Raw genomic sequence first — 26,300 nt, 5'->3', positions numbered from 1 at the left:
TCGGGCGAAGTCAGCCCACAAACCGCGGCACGGCCGGAGTGAACGCGGAGATACGCCCAGCGGAGACGACAAAGGGCCGGAACCCCTTTCGAGGTTCCGGCCGTGCGATGTCGATCAGGCTCTGCGCATGTACGCCTTGACCGTCAGCGGAGCGAAGATGGCGATCACGACCGCCGAGCCGACCAGCGACCACGCCAGGTTGCTGCCGTAGACGTTGCTGTTCATCAGCTCTCGGCACGCGTTCACCATGTAGTACACCGGGTTGACGTGGTTGATCCCCTGCATCCAGCCGGGCATGGTCTGCGCCGGAGCGAACGCGCCGGACATGAAGGTGAGCGGGAACATCACCATCATCGAGATGCCCTGCACACCAGCCGCGCTCTTGCCGGTCACGCCGACCAGCGCCCAGATCCAGCTGATCGCGAACGAGCACAGCACGATGACCACCGCGGCGACCAGAACGCCGAGCACGCCGCCGCCGGGACGGTAGCCGAGGCACAGGCCGACGATCACGGTGAGCGTGGTGGCGATGCCATAGCGCACCATGTCGGCGATCAGCGCACCGCTCAGCGCCGAGATGCGAGCGATCGGAAGCGATTTGAAGCGATCGAAGACGCCCTTGTCCATGTCCTCGCGCAGCTGGGTGCCGGTGACCACCGAGGTGAGCACCACGGTCTGCACCAGGATGCCGGGAATGATGAGTGGCAGGTAGTCGTGCGGGTTGCCCGCGATGGCGCCGCCGAAGATGTAGGTGAACAGCGCCGTGAACAGGATCGGCTGGATCGTCACGTCGAACAGCTGCTCGGGCTTGTGCTTGATCTTGAGAATGCCCCGGTAGGCCATGGTGAACGAGCTGGACACCGTCTGGCGGAGGCCGATTCGGTTGCTGGCTTCGGGGATTCGGATCGGTGCCGCCGTGGCGGCGGTCGGTGCGGTGAGGGTGGTCATGCCGCGCTCCGTTCGTTGTCGTCGGCCGGGTGGCCGGTGATGGTCAGGAAGACTTCGTCCAGGCTCGGCTTGCTCACCGTGATCTCGTCGATCGCGATGTCCCACTCGCGCAGCCGGACCAGCAGGTCGGTGGTGACGCTCGCGTCCGGCAGCGGCGCGGTGAGCCGACCGGCCTCGGGGGTGATCTGCGCGTCGGCGCCGAGGAAATCGCCGACGATACGGCGGGCGTCGGCGAGCTGGCCTCGGTCGACCAGGGTCAGATGCAGGGAGGAACCGCCGACCGAGGCCTTGAGTTCGTCGGCGGTGCCGTCGGCGATCACCTTGCCGCGGTCGATCACGGCGATCCGGTCGGCCAGCTGATCCGCCTCGTCCAGGTACTGCGTGGTGAGCAGCACCGTCGCGCCGTCGCGGACGAGGCGGCGGATGGTGTCCCACATCTGCGCGCGGGTGCGCGGATCGAGACCGGTGGTCGGCTCGTCGAGGAACAGCAGCGGCGGCGTGGCGATCAGGCTCGCCGCGAGGTCGAGGCGGCGGCGCATACCGCCGGAGAAGTTCTTCAGCGGCTTGTTCGCCGCTTCCGTGAGATCGAACTCCTCGAGCAGTTCGCTCGCCTTACGCCGGGAGTCGGCCCGGCTCAGGCCGAGCAGGCGGGAGAAGACGATCAGGTTCTCGGTGGCGGTCAGATCCTCGTCGACCGAGGCGTACTGCCCGGTGAGCCCGAGCAGCGACCGGACCGCGGTCGGCTCGGCGACCACATCGTGGCCGAAGATCCTGGCGCGACCGCCGTCGGGACGCAGCAGCGTCGAGAGCATCCGGATGGTGGTGGTCTTGCCCGCCCCGTTCGGCCCGAGCACTCCGTACACCGAGCCCTGCGGCACCGCCAGGCTCACGCCATCCACGGCCCGCTGCTCCCCGAACACCTTGACCAGTGCGTCGGCTTCGACGGCCAGTGCCGCATGTGGTGCGAAAGATTTCATGCCACGAACTCTGTCGCCCCCCGCTTGCACCGCCCTTACACCGCTATTGCACGCCCGCTTGCATCACACCGACAGGCGAACGAAGAGTCTGCGAGGAGGTCAGTTGGGGGACTGGGCGAGGAGCAGTTCGCGGAGTTTGGCTCGGTTGGGTTTGCCGGGGCCGTGCAGCGGCAGTTCGTCCAGGAGCGCCAGTTCGCGGGGGGCGGCAATGGCGTCGAGCTCGCGGACGACGTGATCGCGCAGTTCCTCGAGCGTGGGGGTGGCTCCCGCGGTGGGGACGACCGCGACCGCGACGCGTTGGCCGAGGCGTTCGTCGGGCAGGCCGAGCACCACGCACTCGCTGATGGACGGGTGCGTCACCAGCACGGCCTCGACGACCTGCGGGATCACCAGCAATCCGCCCGTCAGGATGGCCTCGTCCAGCCGTCCGGTGATCTGGAGCACGCCGTTGGCGAAAGTGCCCGCGTCCTCGGTGCGGAACCAGCCGGGTTCGGCGAAGGCGGGGTGGTCGGGCTGGCCTCGGTAACCGCTGGCGATCATGGCGCCGCCGAGCAGGACGCGGCCGTCTTCGATGCGCACCTTCGCGCCGTCGAGCGGCACGCCCTCGTAGACGCAGCCGCCGCAGGTCTCGCTCATGCCGTAGGTGCGAACGACGTTGATACCGGCGGCTTTCGCGCGCTCGTACACCGGCAGCGGGGTGGCCGCGCCGCCGACCAGCACGGCATCGAGATCGGCGAGCGCCTCGGCGGCGCCGGGTGCGTCGAGGGCCTTGATCAACTGGGTCGGCACCAGGGCGGTGTAGCGGCGCCGGCCGCGCATGCCTGCCACCGCGCCCGCCAGCGCCTCGGGGAGGAATCCGCCGGAGACGTCGAGCACGGTGGGTTCGGCGCCCGCCAGAATGCTGCGCAAGAGCACCTGGAGGCCCGCTATGTGGTGGGTGGGCAGCGCGAGCAGCCAGGCGCCCGGGCCGCCGAGGCGGTCATGGGTCGCGGTGCCGCTGGCGCGCAGCGCGGAGGCGCTGAGCATGGCGCCCTTGGGCACGCCGGTGGTGCCGGAGGTGGTGACCACCAGCGCCACGTCGTCGTCGATCGATTCGCCGGGGGAGAGCGCGTCGCTGAGCCGACGAGCCTCCCTGCGGTCGCTGGTCGGGATGGGCAGCCACGCGGGGCCGTTGCCCTCCAACGCTTCTCGCAGATGCGGTAGTACGTCGCCCAGTCCGGACCCGGTAGGCATCGGGAGCGTCCGCAAAGTGTTGCTCACGACTCCGCCTCGCTGAAGCTCTGGCGCTCACTCACGACCGCACCTCGCCGTCGCTCGGTTCCATCACGATAGGGATCGTGTCATGCCCGCGCCGTCGCGCGGGGAACGGGTCGGTTTGCTGGGGCGGCGCGCGCAGCGTGCGGCCGCCCCGAAGGAATGGGGCTCGGCTAAGCCAGACATCGAGACTGCGATTCACTCGTCGGACGGGTCGCGGAAGGCGGTCGCCCGGACATCGGCGGCCGGGCGTCCGCTAGAGCGCTATCGTCCTCGCCGAGGCAGCCCTTGGCAACTCGGCATTCGGACCTCGGTCCGATCCCCGCCCGTCGATCACTCGTCCGACCAGCGGGAATCCCTCCGGATCGGATGTTCGGGCGGAATTTCCACCAGCACCACCGGCACACCGTCCGGGTCGCGAATCCACATTTCGATCAAGCCCCATGGCTCCTGTTTCGGCGCCCTGTCGATCGGGATTCCCTTCAGTGCCAGCTCGACGGCGGCGGAGTCGACATCGCGCACCTGCAACCAGATAGCGCCGTCGAAGGCCGTCGACGCGCCCGTTCCGCCGTGCGCCGCGACCTCCACCAGCGACTGTCCAGCGAAGAAAACGGTTCCGCCCGGGTATTCCCTGGCGATCGCGAGACCGAGTCCGTCGCGATAGAACTCGAGCGTTTTCGCGTAGTCCGCCGGCCGCAGAATCACTCGGCTGCTGAGGATCTCCATGGGGCCAGTCCCTTCGTCAGAAGTACCAAGGGTAGGGCGACCAGTCCGGCTTGCGCTTCTCCAGGAACGCGTCGCGGCCTTCCACCGCTTCGTCGGTCATGTACGCCATCCGGGTGGCTTCGCCCGCGAACAGCTGCTGGCCGACCAAGCCGTCGTCGAGCAGATTGAACGCGTACTTCAGCATGCGCTGGGCCTGTGGGGATTTGCCGTTGATGTCGGCGGTCCACTCCAGCGCGACGTCTTCCAGCTCGGCGTGGTCGACGACCTTGTTGACCGCGCCCATCTGATGCATTTCCTCGGCGGTGTACGGGCGGCCGAGGAAGAAGATCTCGCGGGCGAACTTCTGGCCGACCATCTTTGCCAGGTAAGCGCTGCCGTAGCCGCCGTCGAAACTGCCGACATCGGCGTCGGTCTGCTTGAACCTGGCGTGCTCGCGACTGGCCAGCGTCAGGTCGCAGACCACGTGCAAGCTGTGCCCTCCGCCCGCGGCCCAGCCGTTGACCAGCGCGATGACGACCTTGGGCATGAAGCGGATGAGGCGCTGGACCTCGAGGATGTGCAGCCTGCCCGCCCGCGCTTGGTCGACGGTGTCGGCGGTCTCGCCGTCGGCGTACTGGTAACCGCTACGGCCGCGAATGCGCTGGTCACCGCCGGAGCAGAAGGCCCAGCCGCCGTCCTTGGGGCTCGGTCCGTTGCCGGTGATCAGGACCGCGCCGACATCGGAAGTCATTCGCGCGTGGTCGAGCGCCCGGTAGAGCTCGTCGACCGTATGCGGCCGAAACGCGTTGCGCACCTCGGGCCGATCGAACGCCACCCGCACCGTGCCCTGCTCGATATGCCGGTGATAGGTGATGTCGGTCAGATTCTCGAATCCGGGGACCGGTCGCCACAGCTTGGGATTGAACGTCACGCTTGTGATTATTGCCCGCGGCGAAAGATCCGGTGCCAGCGACTTCCGTGCATTTCGCCACCGTGGACTTGACGGTGTAAAACTACGCGTTACCGTGCAGGTATGAGCGAGCGAGTGAAACCTGTTCCAGATTCCGCCGCGGAGGCGCCCGCCGAATCGGATGCGCCGCGTTCCCCGGGGACGGCGATCCGCCCGCGCATCGATCGCAGCGCGGTGGACGAAAGCCGGTACGAAACGCACGGCGGATTCCCGAAGGTTTCCCGCGCCCGGATCGGTTCGAATTTCGGGCCTTTCGTGGAAGCCATGCGCACGCTGCAGGATCTGGCGGTCTCGGTCGACGCGCCCGACGAGGTGTTCGGCGCGGCGTTGGCGCAGGCACGCGAGCTCATCGAGTTGCTGGAGCCGCATCGCGCGCCGGAATTGCAGGGCCCGGCCGGGCGTGCGGTGGAACTGCCAGGGCGCGGCAGCCTGTTGCTGTTGCCATGGCGGGTGCTCTCGGCCGGACCGGACGGCATCACCATGACGGGCGAGTTTCGCCGTTTTCATCTCGGCGGCAACGGCGCGGCGCACGGTGGCGTGCTTCCGCTGCTGTTCGACGACCTGCTCGGCATGATCGTGCACTACGCGGGAAGACCGATCAGCCGGACCGCCTATCTGCACGTGAATTACCGCAAGATCACTCCGCTGGAACGGACGCTGACAGTATCGGGACGCGTCGACCGCGTCGAAGGCCGCAAAACCTTCATCACCGCCGAATTGCGCGATGAGCAGGGCGATTTGCTTGCGGATTGCGAAGGGTTGATGGTGCAGTTGCTGCCGTGGCAGCCGTGAGCGGAACTAGCCCGTGTGACCGCGCGCACCAGTGCGTATAGTGGCGTGCGCTCGTTCATCGACATCTATTTCGGAGGAACCTGAAAGTGGTTGCAGCACTGTCTGAATCCCTGCTCGACGACACGAAGCGCTCGGCCTTCCTTGCCGATGCCAAGGAGGTTCTGGACGCCGAGGTGTCGGATAAGGGCGGGGCGTCCGGCCTTGCGGTCAAGGGCGGCTACGCTGCGGTGAAGAAGATCAGCCCGTCCATCGTGCCGGACGCGCTGGAGTCCTTGGCGCCCAAGCTGGTCGAGCAGCTGGAGCCGTTCTGGCAGGAGTACCAGGCCGCGGGTTCGGGCCAGTTCGCCGACCTGCTCGTGTCCAAGTCCGACGAGGTCGCCGAAGCGCTCCTCTCGGTGACCGACGCCCGCGCCGACGCCTCCAGCCGCCCCGCGCTGCAGAAGGTGTACTCCTCGATGCGCTCCTCGGCCAAGAAGAACGTCATCGAGGCCCTCCCGCGCCTCGGCGACCTGGTGCAGCGCCACGCGAACTGATCGCACGCAGCAGACGCACGCCGAGCCCCGGCCGCCCGAGCTCGGCGTGCGACTGTGCTCATCGCGCGGTCACCGCGCATCCAGGTTCGATCCCGCCCTCCCAACCACTCGGAGGGTGAGCCTTACGAGCCACTTTCCGGCAGTCTCGCTTCCAAGTAGCCGAGACACATGCGCCGTGCGTCTGCGCAACCGCTCACATACCCGAGTAGCGCTCTCACACCCGACCCCAGCGCACACCGAATTCCGAACGCTCGATCCCACCCTCCCAACCACCCCCAGGGCGAGTCTTACGAGCCCGTTCGCGGCCGTCTCGCTTCCGAGCGGCCGAAGCGCATGCGACGAAGTCGCGAGTCTCGGCCGCTCGGAAGCGAGACATGAAGGGCCGCGAACCCCGCGCGCCAGCGCGCCAAAGACACTGTGACCAGGGTGACGGAGACGGCGCGGACACTGTCTGAGAGGCTGGAGCCGTGAACCCGTCTACCGCTCAGGCTCGAGTAGTCGTCGACGAACTTGTGCGCGGGGGTGTCCGCGATGTGGTGTTGTGTCCCGGTTCGCGGAACGCTCCGCTGGCCTTCGCGCTCCAGGCCGCCGACGCGGCCGGTCGGTTGCGGCTGCACATGCGCATCGACGAGAGGGCCGCGGGTTTTCTCGCCATCGGTCTGGCGATCGCAGGCAACAATCCGGTTCCTGTGGTGATGACCTCGGGTACCGCGGTGGCGAATCTCGGCCCTGCGGTGCTGGAGGCGAACTACGCGCGGATTCCGTTGATCGTGCTGAGCGCCAATCGGCCCTACGAGATGCTCGGAACCGGCGCCAATCAGACCGTCGAGCAGCTGGGTCTGTTCGGTAGCCAGGTGCGCGCCACCATCAGTCTCGGGCTGGCCGAGGTCGATCACAGTGGCAACGGAAGCGGCCCGTACGGACAGCAGAACAGCGTGTGGCGCTCGGCGGTGTGCCGGGTGCTCGCCGCGGCCCGCGGCACGCGATCGGGCAACGCGGGCCCGGTGCATTTCGACATTCCGCTGCGCGAGCCGCTGGTGCCGGACCCCGTGGCGGCCGCCGGTCCCGAAGGACGCGCAGGCGGGCAGCCGTGGACGGCGACGCAGTACGCGACGCTGGATGTGCCGCTCGACATCGATCTGACCCCGGACACCGTGGTGATCTCCGGGCACGGCGCGGGTCTGCGCCCCGAGTTGGCCGAGCTGCCGACCGTCGCGGAGCCGACCGCGCCCATGCACGGCCCGGCGCTGCACCCGCTCGCCCTGCCGTTGCTGAAGCCGAAGCAGGCCATCATCACCGGTCGCCCGACCTTGCACCGGCAGGTGTCGAAGGTGCTGGCCGATCCGTCCGTCACCGTCTTCGCGTTGACCACCGGCCCGCGCTGGCCCGATGTGTCGGGCAACGTCGTCGGCACCGGCACCCGCGCGATCACCGCGGGAGCGCCGCGCGCGGAGTGGCTCGCGCACTGCCGCGAAGTGAGCGACAACGCCGAGCAGGTGGTGCGCGCCACGCTCGCCGGGCACCCGAAGCCGACCGGCCTGCACGTGGCGGCGGTCGTCATGGACGCACTGCGCGAGGGCGATCAGCTACTGCTCGGCGCATCCAATCCGGTGCGCGACGCGGCCCTGGTCTCGCATCCGCGGCCCGGCATCAAGGTGCTGTCGAACCGCGGTGTGGCGGGCATCGACGGAACTGTGTCGACGGCCGTCGGCGCGGCGTTGGCGCACGGCGGACGCACCGTCGCGCTGATCGGCGATCTGACCTTCCTGCACGACGCCTCGGGCCTGCTGATCGGGCCTGGCGAGCCGCGGCCGGTCGACCTGACGATCGTGGTCGCCAACGACGACGGCGGCGGCATCTTCGAGCTGCTCGAACAGGGCGACCCGCAGTACGCGGGCGTCTTCGAGCGCGTCTTCGGCACGCCGCACGGCATGGATCTGGCCGCGCTGTGCGCCGCGTACCGCATCCCGCACCGGCAGGTGGATTCCCAGCAGCTGGCGGCCGAACTGGCCGGGCACGCGCACGGTCTGCGGGTGCTCGAGGTGGCCACGGAGCGGTCGAGCCTGCGCGAGCTGCACGCCGCGGTGCGGGCCAGGATCGCGACCTAGGCTATTCGGCGTCGCGGTCCTCGTCGTCGATCGGCACGGGAATGGACTGCTCGATGATGTCGGCTTCGTTCGCCTGCCAGACGTCGCGATCGACGGCGTCGCGCGTCGCGCGTTCGACGCCGGTTTCCGCGGCGGCCCGGTCGTCGGTGTCGTCCGTCTGATAGGCGGGCGTGGACTGCTCCACGCGATCGGCCTCCGGGGCGTCGTCCAACGTGCGCGGCGTGCTGCGATCGATCATCGTGTGCTCCTCTCCGCTGGTGCTCTCCCGCAGCGGGTATACCCATTCGAGGAAGCGGACAAAAGTCCAACAGTGTCGAGAATGCTCCGACAGCGAGTTTCCGGCAACCGTCCGCGCCGGATGTCTTCATTCCCCCTCGACGGCCGCGCCCCCGTTCACCGGATGTTCGACCAGCGCCAGCGTGCGCCCGGCCATGAACCGCGCCGTGCGGACGGCGACCCCGGTCCGCGTCACCTCGCTGACTTCGACCACTCCGCGCGCGATGCGCACCTCGACCCGCCGCCCCGCACGGGTCGCGGCGATTTCGTAACTGCGAGAGCCGTCGCCGACGTCGACGACGATCTCCACTCGATCACCCTTCATCCACCAATTCTCCTCTTTTCCAGCACTTTTCGCGGTTACGAGTTGATCGCGGAGGCGTTCGCGGGCCCGTTTCGGCGGCGCAGGATCGCGGCGGGACCGATGAATTCCGCGGCCCCGCACGGTCTCAACTCACGCAGACAACTCGCATCCGGCAGGAGACCCGATGACATCCACGTTCGATTTCGAGCCCGCCGCCACCGCATTGGAGACCGTGGTCGCGGGCATCTCCGACGACCAGCTCGACGCCGCGACGCCGTGCGTGGGCAGCACCGTCGCCGCGCTGCTCGACCACGTGCTCGCGCTGACCGAGGCGTTCCGGCAGGCGGCGACCAAGGAATCCGTCGGCCGCAGCGTCCCGCCCGCCGTCGCGCGGGACTCGAAACTGCCCGAGGACTGGCGTACCCGAATCGCGGCCCAGCTGAAGGAGTTGGTCGCCGCGTGGCGGGAACCGGGCGCGTGGGAAGGCGAGACCGAGGCGGGCGGCGTCCGGGAAGCCGCGATCGTGATGGCCGTGATCGCGCTGGACGAGATCGTCGTGCACGGCTGGGACCTGGCTCGCGCCACCGGCCAGCCGTTCACCTGCGCCGACTCCGACGCCGCGATCTTGTTCGAATTCCTCCGCGAAACGCCGTCGACCGGCACGCCCGGACTCTTCGGTCCGGTTGTCGAGGTCCCCGCCGACGCGTCCGCCCTCGATCGCGTGATCGGCCTGACCGGTCGCGCCCCTAGCTGGTCCGCCTAGGCCGCGTTCCGGAAGTCCGGTCGCACCCAGCGGCGCTGTCAGTCGGTGTCGGCGGACGGCCTCGTGACGAACGTGCCCGCGGCGACGGCGTCCATGGCGGCTCGAACGGCGGTGTCGGCGACGGCCTCGTCGATGGGGTCGCCGCTGGCCAGCAGGCGGTAGTAGAGCGGAGCGGAGACCGCGGAGAGGACCGCGCGCGGATCGGTGCTCTCGGGCGCCTCGCCGCGCGCGATCGCGTCCTCGACGCACGGCGCCCATTCGGTGAGGCGGACGTCGTAGAAGCGCCGCAGCGCCGCCGAGGTGACCGGGTCGCCGGTGGCCGCGGCGATCACGGCCTGGAAGAGGCGGCTCTGGCGCGGGTCGGTCAGCGTCTCGGCGACCAGGCGCGCGTTGGCGGTGAGATCGCCGCGCAGCGAACCGGTGTCGGCGCGCGGCAGCGACTGCTCGGCCATGTCGTCGAGCAGATCGGCGACGAGCCCGGCCGGGGTGCCCCAGCGGCGGTAGACGGTGGTCTTGCCGACGCCCGACGCCGCGGCGATCTCCGCCAGATCCAGTGTCGCGAAACCGCGTTCGGCGAGCAGGTCGCCCGCGGTGCGCAGGACGGCCTCGCGTATGCGCGCGGTGCGCCCACCTGGGCGAACCGAGCCGGGAGCGGGGTCTTCGGAGGTCATAACGGGACTCCAGTTCCATTTGTGCCGAACGGCGTGTACCGTTCGAAGGTGTTAACGGAACTATAGACCCTTTAGGAGGGCGGTCCTGTGAATCTTCGGACTGTGGACACGCAGATGGAGTACCGGCGGCTGGGCGCATCGGGTCTGCTCGTCCCGGCGCTGAGCTTCGGCGCGGGCACCTTCGGCGGTCGCGGCGAACTGTTCGGCGCGTGGGGCGACACCGATGTGGAGCAGGCGCGGCGGCTGATCGATATCAGCCTGGACGCGGGCGTCACGATGTTCGACACGGCCGACGTCTACTCCGACGGCGCCTCGGAGGAAGTCCTGGGCGCGGCCATCAAGGGCAGGCGGGAGCGGCTGCTGCTGTCCACCAAGGCGGGTCTGCCGACCGGGCCGGGACCCAGCGACGCGGGTTCGGGCCGCGCCCGGCTGATCGGCGCGGTCGAAGGCTCGCTGCGCCGCCTCGGCGTCGACCACATCGACCTGTTCCAGCTGCACGCCTTCGACGCGCACACCCCGGTCGAGGAGACGCTCGCCGCACTCGACGACCTGGTGCGCGCGGGCAAGATCCGCTACCTCGGGGCCTCCAACTTCGCGGGCTGGCAGCTGATGAAATCCCTTGCCGCCGCAGATCGCAACGGACTGACCCGCTACGTCGCGCACCAGGTGTACTACTCGCTGGTCGGCCGCGACTACGAGTGGGAGCTGATGCCGCTCGGCCGGGACCAAGGCGTCGGCGCGGTGGTCTGGAGCCCGCTCGGCTGGGGCAGGCTCACCGGCAAGATCCGGCGCGGCCAACCACTTCCGGCGGGCAGCAGGCTGCACCGGACCGCCGAGGCCGGTCCGCCCGTCGACGACGAGCTGCTCTACGACGTGGTCGACGTGCTGGACGAGATCGCCGCCGAGACCGGCAGGACCGTCCCGCAGATCGCGCTCAACTGGCTGCTCACGCGCCCCACCGTGGCGACGGTCATCGTCGGCGCGCGCAACGAGGAACAGTTGCGTCAGAACCTCGGCGCCGTCGGCTGGCGCCTGGACCCGGAGCAGCTCGCCCGCCTGGACAAGGCAGGCGCCGTCACCCCGCCGTACCCCTACTACCCGTACTACCGCCTGCCGGACTTCACCCGGCTCAATCCGCCTGTGGTGTAGCGGGATTCGGCCCGCCTCTGGGCGGGCCGCTCCGCGGTGGCTCAGTACACGTCGCGCACGTAACGCTTTTCGGCGACGAGCTGCTTGCGGAACGCCAGCGCGCCGTCCTCGTCCAGCTTGCCGTGGATACGGGCGATGGCGAGCAGCGTGTCGTCGACGTCCTTGGCCATGCGCGCCGCATCGCCGCACACGTAGAAGTGGGCGCCGTCGCGCAGCCACGACCACAACTCGGCGCCGTGCTCGATCATCCGGTGCTGCACGTAGATCCGCTCCCGCTGGTCGCGGGAGAACGCCAGGTCGAGACGGGTCAGGAAACCGGTGCGGAACATGTCCTCCAGCTCCGCGCGGTAGTAGAAGTTCTGCGCCGCGTGCTGTTCGCCGAAGAACAGCCAGTTGCGGCCCGTCGCGCCCAGCGCCCTGCGCTCGTGCAGGAAGCCGCGGAACGGGGCGATGCCGGTGCCGGGTCCCACCATGATCATCGGCGCCGTCGGGTCGAGCGGCGGCCGGAAATGCGGTGCGCGCTGCAGGAAGATCGGCACGGTGGCGTCGGCGGACTCGTCCGACACCCGGTCGGCGAGGAAGGTGGAACACACTCCGCCGCGCCGGGCGGTCGGGCCGGAGGGCTCGCCGTAGCGCACCACGCCGACCGTCAGCTGCACCTCGTCCGGGCTGACCAGCGGACTCGACGAGATCGAATACTGGCGCGGCTGGAGCTTTTTCAGCGCGCCGAGCCATTCCACCAGATCGGCGCGCACCGGGAAGTCGCGCAGCACGTCGACGCCCTGGCGATCCCACAGATAGCTGTCCAGCTCGTTGCGGTTGTCCCTGCGCAGCAGCTTGGCGAGCTGGTTGCTCGGGTTGCGTTCGCCGATGAAGCCGAGCAGGTCGTGGCTGACCTTGGTGATGTCGTACCGGGTGCGCAGCGCTTCGGTCAGCGGCATCTCCAGGTCGTCCACCTCGATGACGCGCCTGCCGTCCAGGCCCGTGGCGGTGAGCCACTCCTCGACCAGCGACGGACAGTTCGACGGCCACACGCCGAGCGAATCGCCCACCTCGTAGCCCGCGTCCAGGCCTCGCAGATCGAAACCGAACTGGCGCACCTCTTTCGGCGATCCGGCGCGCGAGAGCTGTTCGTTGCGCACGAGCGGTGCGGCCACCGGCGCGTTGCGGGTGAACCGGGCGGGCGCGGCGCGCAGGGAACGTGCCGGAGCCGGGGCATCGGGCCTGGTGAGCACCATGGTGCCGCCGGAACTCGCGGCGCGCACCGGTGGGCGCAGGCCTGAACCACCAGAGGGAGCCGGACCGTCACGGTCGTCGGGGCCGCCGTCGTTCCCGCCGCCGCCGTTGTCGTTCCCGCCGCCGAACGCGCCGAGCACCGCGTCGAGCCAGCGCGCCGCGGGCTCGTCGTAGTCGGGTTCGCAATCCACCCGGGGCAGCAGCCGGGTCGCGCCGCGTTCGGCCAGCTTCTCGTCCAGCTTGCGGCCGTGCCCGCAGAAGTCGTCGTAGGAGGAGTCGCCGAGCGCGAGAACGGCGTAGCGCAGGCCGGTGAGCCGGGTCGCGCTGTCGGTGAGCCTGGCCCAGAAGTCCACGCCGTTGTCCGGCGGACCGCCGTCGCCGAAGGTGCTGCTGATGAACAGGGCGTCGCCGGTGAGCGCGCCGAGATCGTAGGAATCCATCTCGAAAAGCCGCGGCGTGAAGCCGGATTCGGCCAGGCGCTCGGCCGCCGCCGCGGCGAACTCCTCGGCGTTGCCGGTCTGCGAGGCCCACAGCACCGTGACCGGCCGCTGCTCCGCCGGGGGAGCCGGGACCTCGGACGACAGCGCGCCGCGCGAGTACATGCCCGCGAGCAGTCCGTCGATCCAGAGCCTGCTGCGGGTGGACAGCGGCGCGGTCTCCGGCAGCACCGGCTGACCGACCACCGGCAGCGAGTGCAGCGCGGCCAGATACCCGCTGAGGTAGATCTGTTCGGTGTCGGTGAGCGTCGGCGCGACCCCGCTGTCCAGCCCGAGCATCACCGCGAGCGGATGCGCGCCCGCCTGCGACGCGGAAACCCCTTCGGCGACCGGAGTCTCGGCCTGCTTCATCGGCGCGACGCGGCGCAGCGAGACGGCGCACTGCTTGAACTCGGGTTGCAGCGAGGCCGGGTCGACGGCGTCGTTGGTGACGGCGTTGATGGTCAGGTACTCACCCTGTTCGTCGTTCCAATGGAATGGCGCGAAGCAGTCGCCTGGGCGCACCCGGTCGCTGATCTGCACCGGAAGCACGGCTCGGCCACGGCGGGAAGCGATTTCGAGCTGGTCACCAGCGCCGACGCCGAGCCGCTCGGCGTCCTCCGGATGCACCTCGAGGAACGGCTGCCCGGTCAGCTTGGTGAGCTTGGCGATCTTGCCGGTCTTGGTCATGGTGTGCCACTGGTGTTGCAGGCGACCGGTGTTCAGCACGAACGGGTAGTCATCGTCGGGCATTTCCTCCGGCGGCAGGTGCGGGCGCGGCCAGAACATCGCGCGGCGGCTCGCGGTGGCGAAGGCCAGACGCGGGCGGTGGCCCTCGTCGTCGACGAAAAGATCCTGGCTGACGCCGTCGTTCAAGTAGCGGATCGGGTTGCGGCGCTTGCCGGGTTCGGCGCACGGCCACTGCATCGGGCCATCGCGCAGCGCGTCGAAGCTCATGCCGCGCAGGTCGTAGCCGGTCGCCGGATTGGCGAAGCCCTGGATCTCGGCGAAAACCTCGGCGCTGGAAGCGTATTCGAAGCCGGGGAAGCCCATGGCCGTGGCCACCTGCGCGATCAGCAGCCAGTCCGGCCGCGCGTCGCCGACCGGGTCGACCGAGCGCTGCAACAGCGTGACATTGCGTTCGGAGTTCACCATCACCGCGTCGGCCTCGGCCCACAGCGTGGCGGGTAGCAGCAGGTCGGCGTAGGAGTTGGTGGCGGTGTCGGTGTAGGCGTCCTGCGCGATCACCAGCTCGGCGGCTTCGAGGCCCGCGATCACCGTCTTCCGGTTGGCCACGGAGGCAACCGGATTGGTGCAGATGATCCACGCCGCCTTGATCTCGCCCTCGGCCATGCCGCGGAACATCTCGATGGTGCCCGGCCCCGCCTCGGTGCGAATGGTGCCGGGGTGCACGCCCCATGCCGTCTCCACGAAGGTGCGGTCGGCGGGCGAGAGCAGTGAGCGCTGACCGGGCAGGCCGGGGCCCATGTAGCCCATCTCGCGTCCGCCCATGGCATTGGGCTGGCCGGTCAGCGAGAAGGGCCCGCTGCCGGGACGGCAGATGGCCCCGGTGGCCAGGTGCAGGTTGCAGATCGCGTTGGTGTTCCAGGTGCCGTGGGTGGACTGGTTGAGTCCCATCGTCCACAGCGTCATCCACTCGCCTGCCTCGGCGATCCAGCGCGCCGCGGTGCGGATGTCCTGTTCGGCGAGGCCGGTGATCTCGGCGACTTCGGCGGGTGGATAGTCGGTGAGGAAGTCGGGCATGGCGTCCCAGCCCTCGGTGTGCTCGGCGATGAATTCCTTGTCGATGTCGCCGTTGGCGACGAGCAGGTGCAGCAGGCCGTTGAGCAGCGCGAGGTCGGTGCCGGGGCGCAGCTGGAGGTACAGGTCGGCGCGCGCGGCGGTGTCGGTGCGGCGCGGGTCGGCGACGATCAGCTTGGCGCCCGTCTTCAGCCGGTCGGCCATGCGCAGGTAGAGGATCGGATGGCAGTCGGCCATGTTCGCGCCGATGACGAAGAACAGGTCGGCGTGCTCGAAATCGTCGTAGGAGCCGGGCGGCCCGTCGGCGCCTAGCGACTGTTTGTAGCCGGTGCCCGCGCTGGCCATGCACAGTCGCGAGTTGGCCTCGATGTGCACGGTCCGCAGGTAGCCCTTGGCCAGTTTGGTGGCCAAGTACTGCGCTTCCAGCGACATCTGCCCGGAGACGTACAGCGCGATGGCGTCGGGCCCGTGCTCGTCCAGGATCGCGCGCAGCCGATCGGCCGCCTCGCGCACCGCGGCGTCCACGGCGATCGGCGTCGGCTCCTGCCCGCGCTCGGGACGCCGATAGGCGGTGGCCATTCGGCCGGGCGTCCGCATCAGCTCCGCGTGGGTGGCGCCCTTGGTGCAGAGCCTGCCCGCGTTCGCGGGATGCAGCTTGTCGCCGCTGACCTTGGCGATCACCGGCGCCCCTTCGGCGCCCGGCTTGGTCTCGACCGTGATGCCGCAACCCACGCCGCAGTACGAGCACGCCGTTCTGGCGGTGCCCGGCGCGGGGCTGCTGGCTGCGTCCGACATGCCACCGATCATGCGGAACGCCGATTGCGCCGGATTTACCGGACGTTATCGCCAGGTGACAATTCTCCTCACAGCCAACAATCGCGGCTGTGAGCTGTGTCGTCGGTCACGTCGCCGCAGCTCAGCGCGGTTGCTCCGATGTTTCGGCCGTGAGCCGTTCGGTCTCGGCGCGGTGGACGGCGAGTGCGGTGCCGAGGAAGTCGAGGATGAGGTCGAGCTGGTCGGCGTCGTAGCGGCGCAGCGCCTGGGCTCCCGCGATGCCGACGGGTACGAAGATGTCGGCCGCGGCGGCGCGTGCGGCGTCGGTGGCCTCGACGAGCACCCGGCGGCGGCTGGCCGGGTCTTGATTGCGGGTGACGAATCCCGCGCGTTGCAGCCGATCGATGACCGTTGTGGTGGCGCCGGGGCTGAGTTTCAGCTCGGCGCTCAGTTCGCCCGCGGGCAGCGGTCCGCGTCCGAGCACGATGTCCAGGCAGCGCAGATCCGTGCGGTTGAGGCCGAGCCGGGCGGCGGCGGCCTCGTCGAAGGTGTCGAAGCTGCGCTGGAGCAGTCGCAGCTGTTCGCCGACCGCGTCGATCCTCTCATCTTTCGACATTCGAACCTTTCTGTTATCTTATTGTTCGACAGTCAAAACATTAGCACGGAGCAACGCACCATGAACCACACTCTCGATCGCACCGGCGACGACACCCTGATCCGCGACCTGTTCCAGCGCTTCATGCGGGCGTGGACCGACAACGACGCGGCCGCCTTCGGCGCGCTGTTCACCGAGGACTCCGACTACGTCTCCTACGACGGCACCCGCGCCATCGGACGCGCGGAGCATCAGCGCAACCACGACCAGTTGTTCCGCGGCGTGCTCGCGGACTCGGCACTGGTGGGTGACCTCGAATCGATCCGCTACCTCACGCCCGACGTCGCCGTCCTGTACGGCACCGCGTCGGTGCTGATGCCGTGGCGTTCCCGGCTGCCGAAGCGCAGGCTCTCCCGGCAGACCGTCGTCGTGGCGCGCACCCCCGACGGCTGGCGCATCGCCGCCATCCACAACGGACGCGTCCGCCCGGTCACGGTTCCCGCCCCGGAATCCTTCCCCTCGCGGATGTCGCATCTGATGACTCGCGTCGCCCGCCGCCTCGGCCTCGGTCGCCGCCCGGCGGTGGCCTGAAAGTCCCAGGCCGTGGCCTGAAAGCCCCCAGGCCGTGGCCTGAAAGCCCCAGCGCGGCCGGTTCGACGCGGCCGCCCTGGGGAAGATCCGGCGCTCAGCCCAGTTTGTAACCCCGGTGCAGTGCGACGACACCGCCGGTGAGGTTGCGCCACTTGACCGACGACCATCCCGCCTTGGCGATCCGCATGGCCAGCTGCCGCTGGTTCGGCCAGGCCCGAATCGATTCCGCCAGATACACGTACGCGTCGGGGTTGCTGCTGACCGCCCGCGCCACCTGCGGCAGCGCCTTCATCAGGTACTCCATGTACACGGTGCGGAACACCGGCACGATCGGCGTCGAGAACTCGGCGACCACCAGCCGCCCGCCCGGCTTGGTGACGCGCAGCATCTCGCGCAGCGCCAGATCGGGATCGGCGACATTGCGCAGACCGTAGGAGATGGTCACCGCGTCGAAGGAATCGTCGGCGAAGGGCAGCGCCATGGCATCGCCCGCGACCATCGGCACACCGCGGAACCGTCCCGCCGCGAGCATGCCCTTGGAGAAGTCGGCCGCCACGCACCAGGCGCCGGACTTGCCGAATTCCAAGGTGGAGACGCCGGTGCCCGCCGCCAAGTCCAGCACCCGCTCGCCCGGCCGGAGCCCGAGCGCCTTGCGGGTCGCCCAGCGCCAGTAGCGGTCCTGGCCGGCGGAAATGACGGTGTTGGTGAGGTCGTACCGCTTCGCGACCCCGTCGAACATCGACGCGACCTCGCTCGGCCGCTTGTCCAGTGAGGCTCGACCTGCATGCGTATTCGCCACGTCAACGACCTTAAGGGACTGCCCTTTACGGACCCGCGTGTGACCGCTCACAGAGCCGATATTCGCCCGTCGGGCGCCGGGCTCACGCCGTATTCGACAGGCGGAAGTCCTGGCCGGTGACGTCGGTGTAGTGCGCCATCAACTCGTCACAAATGGCAGGCCAGGTTCGGTGCAGTACGGACTTGCGGGCGGCGCTGGCGAAACGGGCGCGCAGTGCCGGGTCGCGCAACGCGGCCACGGCGCTGGGTAGCAGTTCGGTGAAGCGGTCGACCGGAAGCAGATAGCCGTTGCGGCAGTGCGCGATGAGGTCGCGCGGACCGCCCGCGTCGGGCCCGATGACCGGGACGCCGGAGGCGAGCGCCTCCTGCACGCCCTGGCAGAAGGTCTCGTGCTCGCCCGCGTGCACCATCACATCCAGGCTCGCGTACGCCTGCGCGAGTTCGTCGCCGCCCAGTTCGCCGGTGAAGACCGCGCCGGGCATGAGCCGGGCCAGCCGGTCGCGTTCCGGGCCGTCGCCGACGATCACCAGCTGAATGCCGGGGTCGTCGGCCAGTACGGCCAGTCGCTCGACGTGCTTCTCCGGGGCCAGCCGACCCACGAATCCGACCAGCAGCCGCTCGTGTCCGCCCAGCCAGCGTTCGCGCAGGTCCGCGCGGTGGGCCGAGGGGGTGAACCGGCCGATGTCCACGCCGCGGCCCCACCGGTGCACGCGCGGGATGCCGTGCCTGGCCAGGTCTTCCGCGGCCGCGCGCGACGGCGCCAGCGTGCGGGTGGCGCCCTCGTGGATGCGCTTGGTCCAGACCCATGCCGCGCGGCTGGCCAGTCCGAGTCCGTAGCTCTTGGCGAAGCCGGCCACATCGGTCTGATACACCGCGACCGTCGGCAGATCCAGTCGCAGGGCCGCACCGAGCCCGCCCGCGCCGAGCAGGAAGGGGGAGGCCAGATGCACCACGTCGGCGTCGAATTCGGCGATCGCGGCGGTGATACCCGGCTGCGGCAACCCGACCGGCAGCGAGCTGACCTTGGGCACCATCACCGCGGGCACCCGGTGTACCGGGAAACGACCGTGCGCCCATGCGGCGGCGGGCAGGCCGCGCGGTGTGTCGGGTGCGATCACCAGCGCCTCGTGTCCGTGCTTGTCCAGATGATCGAGCACCCGGAGCACCGAGTTGACGACGCCGTTCATGTTCGGCAGGAAGGACTCCGAAACGATGGCTACGCGCACCACCTCAGCGTGACCCGCGCAGCGCGCGCCGCAGCCACGCGGACATGAAGGGCGCGGAAAGTTCCGGCGAACTCCTCGCGCTGTCGCAGACAGTCCCCAGCGCGTCAGATGTGCAGCGCCCGCAGCTGCGGGTCGGCCAGCCGCTCCTCGGTCGCGATCGCACCCAGCGCCGTACGCAGCGTATTCACCGCATCCGCGCCGAGTTCGCGCACGAGGCGCTGCTCCCGGTTCCGGTGGAAGCGCCGCGCGGCGGCGAGTGCGGCGTTGCCGCGTTCGGTGAGGTAGAGGAGTTTGGCGCGGCCGTCGGCCGGATCGGGGCGGCGTTCCACGTACCCGCGCTGCTGCATGTCGTCGACGATCTGTGCGGCGCCCTGCTTGCTGATCGCGAGCCGTTCGGCCAGCTCGCTGACGTTCATCGGCCGTTTCGTCAGGCAGCGGAACACATAGCCGTCGGAACGGCCCGTGTCGTCGAAACCCTGCTCCGCCAAGGACGCTCGCAGTTCGACGACGAACTGCTCCCAGGCGAGGCCGAGCAGGATGCCGAGATCCGGGTCTTGCGGTGTGGATGCCATCCCGTCATGATAGACAAGCCAACTTGATCAAGTTGGCTTGTCTATCTTTTCGTGGGAGTTTCCATGCATGTCATCAAGGCCGCCGAAGCGCAGCGCTTCGAGCTTCCCGGCATCGAGTTCAGCGCCATGGCGGCGCCGAGCCGCGGCTCGGCGGACATCTGTACCTGGCGTCTCACCGTCGCGCCGCACCGCGACAGCGACGACGCGCACGTCCTGGACCGCGACGAGATCTTCCTCGTGCTCTCCGGAGTACTGGAGGTCAGCGGTCAGCGGCTCGCCGTGGGCGATGTCGCCATCGTGCCCGCGGGCGAGCCGATCTCGGTCGCCAACCCGTCCGGCGAACCGGCCGTGGCGCACGTCGCGATCGCCGCCGGATTCCAGGCCACCATGGCCGACGGCAGCAAGCTCAGCCCGCCGTGGGCGCAGTGACCCGCTGCTCGGGCTCGCGCCTGCCCGCGCGGACGATCAACCACAGCGCGGGCAGGGCCAGCGCCCACACCACCACGATCACCGAGAGGGCGGGCTGGATCGCGACCCGGACGTCACGACCCGCCACCCGGACCAGATCGGGATCGCTGCGGCTGTACTCGACGTTGATGCGCTCGCCCGCGGTCAGGTTGGTCGGATACAGCACGCCGACCTTCGGATTGTGCGTCTCGCCGTCGGGCGTGACGTAGATGACCGCCGAGCGCAGCCTGCCCGCCGAGAGCACCTCGCCGGTGGTCACCCCGCGGTCGGAACTGATCAGATAGTCGTTGCGCCAGGCCGCGAGCACCAGCAGCACCATGAGCACACTGACAACAGCCGCGGCGGTGAGTACGCCGATTCTCGCCCGCCGCAGGCGGACGGTCCGCCTTACGGACTGGGTGGTTTCCGACACCGCAACAGGCTACCGATGGACTCGGCTAGCGTGTGCGCCCATGTCCCGAAAATTCAGCTTCACCGTGCCTTACACCGTTCCGGTCGAAGATCTTCACCGGGCACTCACCACCGACGACGTCTGGCGCTCCCGCTTCGCGGGGGCCGAGACCGCGACACTCGAGCTGTCGCATCCGGGCGGCGCGGGCACCATCCGCATTCACATGACCGAAAAGGCTCGTCAGGACAAGATTCCCGGGATCGTACGCAAAGTACTCAAGAACGAACTGGTGCTCTCGCGCACCGACGACTGGCAGGCGTTGGACGGCGAGATCGCCAAGGGCGTCTTCCAGGCCGACACCGCGGGTATCACCACCCGGATGTCGGGCTCCTACGAACTGCGCCCGACCGCCGAAGGCAGCGAGATCGAGGTCGTCGGCTCCGTCGAGGTGAAGGTGACGCTGGTCGGCGGGGCCATCGAGCCGCTGGCCGAGCAGCTGTTCCACCGCGTGCTCAACAGCGAGCGCAAGTTCTTCGAGGAGTGGTTCGGCGCGCAGGCGACCGCCTGACCTATTCCGTCGAGTCGGGCGCCCCGGCGCGGGGCGCCCGACGTTCGTCCGCCCGTCACTGCTCGGTGAAGTTCCGCGGATCGAACTCCTTGTTCTCCACCAGCACCAGCCAGTTGCCCGAGTTGTCCCGGATGATCGCCTCGGTGCCGTACGGACGCTCGGCAGGCGGTTGGATGAACTCGACACCCTTGGCGGTGAGCTCCTCGAAGGTCTTCTGACAGTTCTCCGTCCGCAGACCCAACGCGCCGTGCGTGCCGTTGGCCAGTGCGCGCCGGACCGCCTCGGCCATGTTCTCGTCGAGCGGCGGGCCGGGGATCATCAGCGTGACCTCCAGTTCCCGGTGATCCGGGTGCGCGACGGTCACCCAGCGGAAGCCGTTCTCGCCCATGGTGACGTCGCCGGTCTCCACGAACCCGAGCTTGTCGATGTACCACCGCTTGGCCTCGTCCTGATCGGTGACATAGACGGTGACCAGGGAAATGTTCGTAATCGTCGTCATGCTCCCAGGCTATGAGCGTTGTCGACGCTTCGGCTTCTCCGAAATTGCGGTGTCGTCAGGGACGCTTGCGGTCGGACAGGCCGTGCATGAAGACGTAGCAGCCGGGAATGCGCGGTGCGCCGTCCGCGAATTTCGCCTGATACTCCGACGGCGTGACGCCGACCAGCTGACGGAACTTGGAGCTGAACGAGCCGAGACTGGTGTAGCCGACCATCATGCAGACCTCGGTGACCGTCAGGTTGGTGGCGCGCAGCAGATCCTGGGCGCGCTCGATGCGGCGCTCGGCCAGGTACGCGGCCGGCGTCACGCCGTACACCGCGGCGAAGGCGCGCAAGAAGTGATATTTGGAAACGCCCGCGGCGGCGGCCAATTCGTCGAGATTCAGCGGGTCGGCGTAGTGCCGATCCGCGAGGTCACGCGCCTTGCGCAGGTGCGGGAGCAGGTAGAGCGCGGGCAATCCGCGGGGTTCGCCCATGTGCCCGCGCTCAGGTGAAGGGCGGCAGGTCGTCGTAGCGCATGGATGCCCGGCCCGCCAGACGCCAGGCGCGCGCGGTCATGTCCAGATCCTCGTCGGTGACGAGATTGCCCATCACGCGGACCGCGGTGCGCTGCAAATACTTCGAACGCATCACCGGCGGGCCGCCCGTTGGCACCATGCGCGGATGGGTGGCCAGGCCCGCGATCCGGCGCGCCACCGAGAAGGTGCGGCCGTAGCGGGCGCGGAGCAGATCCGGCCAGAGCCCGGTGAAATCGGGCGCGTCCAGCAGATCGGCGAGCATGTGCCCGCCCTCCAAGCCGTAGTCGATGCCCTCGCCGTTGAGCGGGTTCACGCAGCCTGCGGCGTCGCCGACCAGCACCCAGTTGCGGCCTGCCACGTTCGACACCGCGCCGCCCATCGGCAGCAGCGCCGAAGCCACCGCGCGCAGCTCGCCCTCGAACTGCCACTCCTGATAACGCTGCGAGGTGTAGTGGCGCAGCAGCGGTTTCAGCGCGATGTGGGAGGGCCGCTTCTCGGTGGCCAGCGAGCCGACGCCGATGTTGACCTCGCCGTTGCCCAGCGGGAACACCCAGCCGTAACCGGGCACCAACTGGCCGTCGGCATCGCGCAATTCGAGGTGCGAGGTGATCCACTGGTCATCGCTGCGGCCGGACTTGATGTAGGCGCGCGCCGCGGTGCCGTAGGCGAAACGGCGATGCCAGGTGCGGCCCAGCAGTTTCCCGATGGGCGAGCGCACGCCGTCGGCGACGATCAGGATGTCGCAGGCGATCTCGCGCGCGCCCTCCGCCGTCTGCACCGTCACACCGGCGACCCGGTCGCCCGCCCTGGTGACATCCACCACTTTCATGCCGTCCAGCATCCTTACACCGGACTTCACCGCCGTCTCGCGCAGCTTGTCGTCGAGTTCGGTTCGCGCGACAGCGCTTCCGTAGCTCGGAAACGAGCCGCCGGGCCAGGTGAGCAGGGCTTCCCTGCCGAAGCCGGTCATGCGAAGGCCGTGGTGGACGGTGTGCGCGCGCAGCCACTCGCCGAGCCCGAGGTGTTCCAGCTCTTTGGTTGCCCGCGGTGTCAAGCCGTCGCCGCAGGTCTTGTCCCTGGGGAAGACCGCGGCATCGGTGAGCAGTACGTCGCGGCCCGCGCGCGCGGCCCAGGCGGCCGCGGCGGAACCGGCCGGACCAGCGCCGACGACCAGGACCTCGGCGCGATCGGGCAGCGGGTTCTCCGCGCGGTCGTCGGCTGTGACATCCGGTGCACCCATGCGCTCAATACTTGCAGGACAGCCGGATCGGTGTCGACGCCGGACCACTCGCCGGGCGGCGTACCCGGCCGAGCCGTCGTGTGGAAAAGTGTCTGATACACCGCATAGTGACGGTGTTCATGGGCCACGCGGGTCGGACACGCTAGGTTCTCTACCGTGGGGTCGGACGCGGCGCTGGGAGATGAGATGAGCACATCGGCTGTTAGTGATGAGAGCACGGTGGTCGCCGGGGTCGAACTCGGTGACCCCGAGCTCGCGGCGAGCGTGCGCAACGGCCTGGAAGAGGTCGAGAAACTCCTGATCGCCGAGCTCTCCGACGGCGAGGACTTCCTCCAGGACGCCGCACTACATCTGGCACGGGCGGGCGGCAAGCGGTTCCGGCCGCTGTTCACCATCCTCACGGGTCAGCTCGGTCCGCGCCCGACCGATCCCGATCTGATCACCGCGGGCACCGTGGTCGAACTCGTGCACCTGGCGACGCTGTACCACGACGACGTGATGGACGAGGCCCCGATGCGCCGCGGCGCGCCGAGCGTGAACTCGCGCTGGGGCAACAACGTCGCGATCCTGGCGGGCGACTACCTGTTCGCGCACGCGTCCAGGCTCACCTCGACGCTCGGCCCCGACGCGGTCCGCATCATCGCCGAGACCTTCGCCGAACTGGTCACCGGCCAGATGCGCGAGACCGTCGGCGCGCGCGAATCGCAGGACCCGGTCGAGCACTACCTGCGGGTCGTGTGGGAGAAGACCGGCTCGCTGATCGCCGCGGCCGGACGCTTCGGCGGCACCTTCTCCGGCGCGGGCCCCGAGCACATCGAGCGGCTGGCCCGGCTCGGCGACGCGGTCGGCACCGCCTTCCAGATCTCCGACGACATCATCGATATCTCCTCGGCTTCCGAGCAATCCGGCAAGACCCCTGGCACCGACCTGCGCGAAGGCGTGCACACCCTGCCGGTGCTGTACGCGCTGCGCGACGAAGGCGCCGAGGGCGACCGGCTGCGCACGCTGCTGGCGCGTCCGCTGGAGACCGACGACGAGGTCGACGAGGCGCTGGCGCTGCTCGCCCGCTCGCGCGGCATGGTGCTCGCCAAGGAGAAGTTGCAGGGCTACGCCGACCTGGCGCACGCTGAGCTGTCCGCGCTGCCCGCCGGCCCGGCCAACGACGCGCTCGAACAGCTCGTCCGCTACACCATCGAACGCGTCGGGTGAATGGACGCGCCGTCGCGGCGCCTCCGACTCGTTCAGGAACTTTGGCCCCGGCGCCGATCGTTGATCAGGCGTAACGCACTCGACGGACGGGGGAGTGGGCAAGGAGACGTATGCACGGGCACGGGTATGCGAACGGGTTCAAGACTTTCGGTCTGATGGTCGGGCTCTCGGCCATCATCGTGTTCGCCGGGGCTATGTTCCGCAGCCCGACGATCCTGGTCATTTCCATCCTGCTGGCCGTAGGCATGAACGCCTGGGCCTACTTCAACAGCGACAAGCTCGCGCTGAAGGCGATGCACGCGCAGCCGGTCAGTGAGCTGGAAGCGCCGGTCATCTACCGGATCGTGCGGGAACTGGCGACGGCGGCGCGGCAGCCGATGCCGCGGCTCTACATCAGTCCGACCAACGCGCCGAACGCCTTCGCCACCGGCCGCAACCCGCGGCACGCCGCGGTCTGCTGTACCAGCGGCATCCTGCAGATCCTCGACGAGCGCGAACTGCGCGCGGTGCTCGGTCACGAGCTCTCGCACGTCTACAACCGCGACATCCTCATCTCGTCCATCGCGGGCGCGCTGGCCGCGGTCATCTCCGGCCTGGCCAACCTGGCCTTCTTCGCGTCGGCCTTCGGCGGCCGCGGCAACGGCGGCCCCAACATCCTCGGTGTGTTGTTGGTCTCGCTGCTCGGCCCGATCGCGGCCACCCTGATCAAGCTCGCCGTCTCCCGTTCCCGTGAGTACCAGGCCGATCAGTCCGGCGCCGAACTCACCGGCGACCCGCTGGCGCTCGCCTCGGCCCTGCGGAAACTGGAACGCGGCGTACAGGCCGCTCCGCTGCCCCCTGAGCCGCAGTTGACGGCCCAGTCGCACCTGATGATCGCCAACCCGTTCCGTGCCGGTGAGCGGGCCGCGCGGTGGTTCTCCACGCACCCGCCGATGGCCGATCGGATAGCCCGGCTCGAGGAGATGGCGGGCGGTCCGCGCAACTACTGAGCGAGCGAGCCCGCCGGCCGGATGACTGGCGGGCTCGGTTCGTATCGCGCCGAGTCGGCGTTGGGCTGTGTGGCAACGAAAGGCGTTGCGGCGCAACCGCTATCGGTAGTTGACGAACTGAAGCGCGATCTCGAAATCCTCGCCCTTCAGCAGTGCGATCACGGCCTGCAGATCGTCGCGCTTCTTGCTGCTCACCCGTAGCTCGTCGCCCTGAATCTGCGCCTTCACGCCCTTCGGGCCCTCGTCGCGGATCTTCTTCGAGATCTTCTTCGCCTTCTCGGCATCGATGCCCTGCACCAGACTGCCGGTGATCTTGTAGGTCTTGCCGGACGCCACCGGCTCGCCCGCGTCGAACGCCTTCAGCGAGATGTCCCGCCGGATCAGCTTCTCCTTGAACACCTCGAGCGCGGCCTTCACGCGCTCCTCGGCCTCCGCCGTCAGCACGATCTTGTCCTCGCCGGACCACTCGATCTTCGCGCCGGTGCCACGGAAGTCGTAGCGGGTGTTCAGCTCCTTCTCCGCCTGATGCAGAGCGTTGTCGACCTCCTGCCGGTCGACCTTGCTGACGACATCGAAAGACGAATCGGCCACACTGCGCTCCTGTTCCTGACGGTCCGACGGGCTCACGTACACCGGGTGCAACCGGCATCGTAGTTCTACCCGGAAGACCGACCGTAGTCTCGCCGCAGGGCCGTTGGCCAGCCGGTTTGCATTACACACCGGGGTTCGTTGTATTCTGCTCTGCGCGCCGAGAAAGCGCACGTAAGGCAGGTTGCCCGAGCGGCCAATGGGAGCAGACTGTAAATCTGTCGGTGAAAGCCTACGTAGGTTCGAATCCTACACCTGCCACTCCGCTCACAAGCGAGCCTCACATGCAGAAAGCGCATGTGGGGCTCGCTTCGTATTTCCTTGTGGGGGTGCAACCCCCACGCCCCGCCCG

General features: G+C 69.0%; 28 protein-coding genes and 1 tRNA gene. 11 read left to right on the top strand and 18 right to left on the bottom strand.

The window, feature by feature from the left end; genetic code table 11:
* Positions 1-114 precede the first annotated feature (114 nt).
* The 5 genes from ACRWNM_RS12625 to ACRWNM_RS12605 form a co-directional block, all read right to left on the bottom strand.
* Positions 115-948 (bottom strand): ABC transporter permease, encoded by an 834-nt coding sequence (locus ACRWNM_RS12625; protein WP_431966855.1) that lies wholly within the window; start codon positions 946-948, stop codon positions 115-117.
* Positions 945-1,925, bottom strand: coding sequence for an ATP-binding cassette domain-containing protein (locus tag ACRWNM_RS12620; protein ID WP_431966853.1), 981 nt, complete (start codon positions 1,923-1,925; stop codon positions 945-947). Before ACRWNM_RS12620 ends, ACRWNM_RS12625 begins: the two co-directional genes overlap by 4 nt.
* A gap of 99 nt (positions 1,926-2,024) precedes the next feature.
* Positions 2,025-3,158 carry an o-succinylbenzoate--CoA ligase gene (menE, locus tag ACRWNM_RS12615; RefSeq protein WP_431967412.1) on the bottom strand — a complete coding sequence of 378 codons (1,134 nt, stop codon included), beginning with the start codon at positions 3,156-3,158 and terminating at the stop codon, positions 2,025-2,027.
* A 354-nt stretch (positions 3,159-3,512) separates the two neighbouring features.
* Entirely contained in the window at positions 3,513-3,905 is a 393-nt protein-coding gene (locus ACRWNM_RS12610; RefSeq protein ID WP_431966851.1) for a VOC family protein, read from the bottom strand.
* Between the two features lie 16 nt (positions 3,906-3,921).
* Entirely contained in the window at positions 3,922-4,815 is an 894-nt protein-coding gene (locus tag ACRWNM_RS12605; protein WP_431966849.1) for a 1,4-dihydroxy-2-naphthoyl-CoA synthase, read from the bottom strand.
* Between the two features lie 186 nt (positions 4,816-5,001).
* Here ACRWNM_RS12605 and ACRWNM_RS12600 point away from each other — a divergent pair, with 186 nt between their 5' ends.
* The 3 genes from ACRWNM_RS12600 (at position 5,002) to menD (ending at position 8,287) form a co-directional block, all read left to right on the top strand.
* Positions 5,002-5,646 carry a PaaI family thioesterase gene (locus tag ACRWNM_RS12600; protein WP_431967410.1) on the top strand — a complete coding sequence of 215 codons (645 nt, stop codon included), beginning with the start codon at positions 5,002-5,004 and terminating at the stop codon, positions 5,644-5,646.
* 86 nt (positions 5,647-5,732) lie between these two features.
* Positions 5,733-6,179: a DUF6918 family protein gene (locus ACRWNM_RS12595; protein ID WP_431966847.1), complete on the top strand. Its 447-nt coding sequence runs from the start codon at positions 5,733-5,735 to the stop codon at positions 6,177-6,179.
* A gap of 467 nt (positions 6,180-6,646) precedes the next feature.
* Positions 6,647-8,287 (top strand): 2-succinyl-5-enolpyruvyl-6-hydroxy-3-cyclohexene-1-carboxylic-acid synthase, encoded by a 1,641-nt coding sequence (menD, locus tag ACRWNM_RS12590; RefSeq protein ID WP_431966845.1) that lies wholly within the window; start codon positions 6,647-6,649, stop codon positions 8,285-8,287.
* A gap of 1 nt (position 8,288) precedes the next feature.
* Here menD and ACRWNM_RS12585 read toward each other — a convergent pair whose 3' ends face one another.
* A complete protein-coding gene (locus tag ACRWNM_RS12585) occupies positions 8,289-8,525 on the bottom strand; it encodes a hypothetical protein (RefSeq protein ID WP_431966843.1) in 237 nt (78 codons plus the stop codon).
* Between the two features lie 126 nt (positions 8,526-8,651).
* Complete coding sequence (locus ACRWNM_RS12580; RefSeq protein WP_067791385.1) at positions 8,652-8,888, bottom strand: hypothetical protein; 237 nt, start codon at positions 8,886-8,888, stop codon at positions 8,652-8,654.
* 163 nt (positions 8,889-9,051) lie between these two features.
* Between ACRWNM_RS12580 and ACRWNM_RS12575 the strand changes: the two genes are divergently transcribed.
* Complete coding sequence (locus tag ACRWNM_RS12575) at positions 9,052-9,630, top strand: TIGR03086 family metal-binding protein (protein ID WP_431966841.1); 579 nt, start codon at positions 9,052-9,054, stop codon at positions 9,628-9,630.
* Positions 9,631-9,668: 38 nt separating this feature from the next.
* Here the strand turns inward: ACRWNM_RS12575 and ACRWNM_RS12570 are convergent, their stop codons facing one another.
* Complete coding sequence (locus ACRWNM_RS12570) at positions 9,669-10,301, bottom strand: TetR/AcrR family transcriptional regulator (protein ID WP_431966839.1); 633 nt, start codon at positions 10,299-10,301, stop codon at positions 9,669-9,671.
* A gap of 114 nt (positions 10,302-10,415) precedes the next feature.
* On the opposite strand from ACRWNM_RS12570, the gene ACRWNM_RS12565 reads away from it, so the two are divergent.
* A complete protein-coding gene (locus ACRWNM_RS12565; RefSeq protein ID WP_431967408.1) occupies positions 10,416-11,450 on the top strand; it encodes an aldo/keto reductase in 1,035 nt (344 codons plus the stop codon).
* 41 nt (positions 11,451-11,491) lie between these two features.
* Here ACRWNM_RS12565 and ACRWNM_RS12560 read toward each other — a convergent pair whose 3' ends face one another.
* Together ACRWNM_RS12560 and ACRWNM_RS12555 are read right to left on the bottom strand one after the other, a co-directional pair.
* Positions 11,492-15,718, bottom strand: a complete 4,227-nt coding sequence (locus tag ACRWNM_RS12560) for a molybdopterin-dependent oxidoreductase (RefSeq protein ID WP_431966837.1) — start codon at positions 15,716-15,718, stop codon at positions 11,492-11,494.
* A 121-nt stretch (positions 15,719-15,839) separates the two neighbouring features.
* Complete coding sequence (locus tag ACRWNM_RS12555; protein WP_431966835.1) at positions 15,840-16,313, bottom strand: MarR family winged helix-turn-helix transcriptional regulator; 474 nt, start codon at positions 16,311-16,313, stop codon at positions 15,840-15,842.
* A 60-nt stretch (positions 16,314-16,373) separates the two neighbouring features.
* Here ACRWNM_RS12555 and ACRWNM_RS12550 point away from each other — a divergent pair, with 60 nt between their 5' ends.
* A complete protein-coding gene (locus ACRWNM_RS12550) occupies positions 16,374-16,883 on the top strand; it encodes an SgcJ/EcaC family oxidoreductase (protein WP_431966833.1) in 510 nt (169 codons plus the stop codon).
* 94 nt (positions 16,884-16,977) lie between these two features.
* On the opposite strand, the gene ACRWNM_RS12545 is transcribed toward ACRWNM_RS12550, so the two are convergent.
* From ACRWNM_RS12545 to ACRWNM_RS12535, 3 genes are all read right to left on the bottom strand, one after another.
* Positions 16,978-17,682 carry a demethylmenaquinone methyltransferase gene (locus ACRWNM_RS12545; RefSeq protein ID WP_431966831.1) on the bottom strand — a complete coding sequence of 235 codons (705 nt, stop codon included), beginning with the start codon at positions 17,680-17,682 and terminating at the stop codon, positions 16,978-16,980.
* Between the two features lie 82 nt (positions 17,683-17,764).
* Positions 17,765-18,907: a glycosyltransferase family 4 protein gene (locus ACRWNM_RS12540; protein WP_431966829.1), complete on the bottom strand. Its 1,143-nt coding sequence runs from the start codon at positions 18,905-18,907 to the stop codon at positions 17,765-17,767.
* A 104-nt stretch (positions 18,908-19,011) separates the two neighbouring features.
* Positions 19,012-19,479: a MarR family winged helix-turn-helix transcriptional regulator gene (locus ACRWNM_RS12535; RefSeq protein ID WP_431966827.1), complete on the bottom strand. Its 468-nt coding sequence runs from the start codon at positions 19,477-19,479 to the stop codon at positions 19,012-19,014.
* Positions 19,480-19,542: 63 nt separating this feature from the next.
* Between ACRWNM_RS12535 and ACRWNM_RS12530 the strand changes: the two genes are divergently transcribed.
* Entirely contained in the window at positions 19,543-19,908 is a 366-nt protein-coding gene (locus tag ACRWNM_RS12530; RefSeq protein ID WP_431966825.1) for a cupin domain-containing protein, read from the top strand.
* Here the strand turns inward: ACRWNM_RS12530 and ACRWNM_RS12525 are convergent.
* Positions 19,886-20,359: a DUF3592 domain-containing protein gene (locus ACRWNM_RS12525; RefSeq protein WP_431966823.1), complete on the bottom strand. Its 474-nt coding sequence runs from the start codon at positions 20,357-20,359 to the stop codon at positions 19,886-19,888. The genes ACRWNM_RS12530 and ACRWNM_RS12525 overlap by 23 nt on opposite strands.
* Positions 20,360-20,399: 40 nt before the next feature.
* On the opposite strand from ACRWNM_RS12525, the gene ACRWNM_RS12520 reads away from it, so the two are divergent.
* Entirely contained in the window at positions 20,400-20,906 is a 507-nt protein-coding gene (locus ACRWNM_RS12520) for a DUF2505 domain-containing protein (RefSeq protein WP_431966821.1), read from the top strand.
* A gap of 55 nt (positions 20,907-20,961) precedes the next feature.
* On the opposite strand, the gene ACRWNM_RS12515 is transcribed toward ACRWNM_RS12520, so the two are convergent.
* The 3 genes from ACRWNM_RS12515 to ACRWNM_RS12505 are packed head-to-tail and all read right to left on the bottom strand — an operon-like array spanning position 20,962 to position 23,162.
* The gene (locus tag ACRWNM_RS12515) at positions 20,962-21,405 is read right to left on the bottom strand and encodes a VOC family protein (protein WP_431966819.1); all 444 of its coding nucleotides are present in this window, start codon (positions 21,403-21,405) and stop codon (positions 20,962-20,964) included.
* A 55-nt stretch (positions 21,406-21,460) separates the two neighbouring features.
* Positions 21,461-21,880: a helix-turn-helix transcriptional regulator gene (locus tag ACRWNM_RS12510; RefSeq protein ID WP_431966817.1), complete on the bottom strand. Its 420-nt coding sequence runs from the start codon at positions 21,878-21,880 to the stop codon at positions 21,461-21,463.
* A gap of 10 nt (positions 21,881-21,890) precedes the next feature.
* Positions 21,891-23,162 (bottom strand): geranylgeranyl reductase family protein, encoded by a 1,272-nt coding sequence (locus tag ACRWNM_RS12505; RefSeq protein WP_431966815.1) that lies wholly within the window; start codon positions 23,160-23,162, stop codon positions 21,891-21,893.
* A 186-nt stretch (positions 23,163-23,348) separates the two neighbouring features.
* On the opposite strand from ACRWNM_RS12505, the gene ACRWNM_RS12500 reads away from it, so the two are divergent.
* Positions 23,349-24,371: a polyprenyl synthetase family protein gene (locus tag ACRWNM_RS12500; protein WP_431966813.1), complete on the top strand. Its 1,023-nt coding sequence runs from the start codon at positions 23,349-23,351 to the stop codon at positions 24,369-24,371.
* 110 nt (positions 24,372-24,481) lie between these two features.
* Positions 24,482-25,360: a zinc metalloprotease HtpX gene (gene htpX / locus ACRWNM_RS12495; protein ID WP_431966811.1), complete on the top strand. Its 879-nt coding sequence runs from the start codon at positions 24,482-24,484 to the stop codon at positions 25,358-25,360.
* 99 nt (positions 25,361-25,459) lie between these two features.
* On the opposite strand, the gene ACRWNM_RS12490 is transcribed toward htpX, so the two are convergent.
* On the bottom strand, positions 25,460-25,951 hold the full coding sequence (locus ACRWNM_RS12490; protein ID WP_431966809.1) for a YajQ family cyclic di-GMP-binding protein: 492 nt from the start codon (positions 25,949-25,951) through the stop codon (positions 25,460-25,462).
* Positions 25,952-26,126: 175 nt separating this feature from the next.
* On the opposite strand from ACRWNM_RS12490, the gene ACRWNM_RS12485 reads away from it, so the two are divergent.
* Positions 26,127-26,209: transfer RNA gene (locus tag ACRWNM_RS12485), tRNA-Tyr, on the top strand.
* Positions 26,210-26,300 lie beyond the last annotated feature (91 nt).

Origin of the sequence: Nocardia sp. bgisy134, from assembly GCF_965341865.1 — a bacterium.
Classification (GTDB): domain Bacteria; phylum Actinomycetota; class Actinomycetes; order Mycobacteriales; family Mycobacteriaceae; genus Nocardia.
Note: the sequence above shows the minus strand (reverse complement) of the source record. Positions and strands in the feature narration are given on the sequence as shown.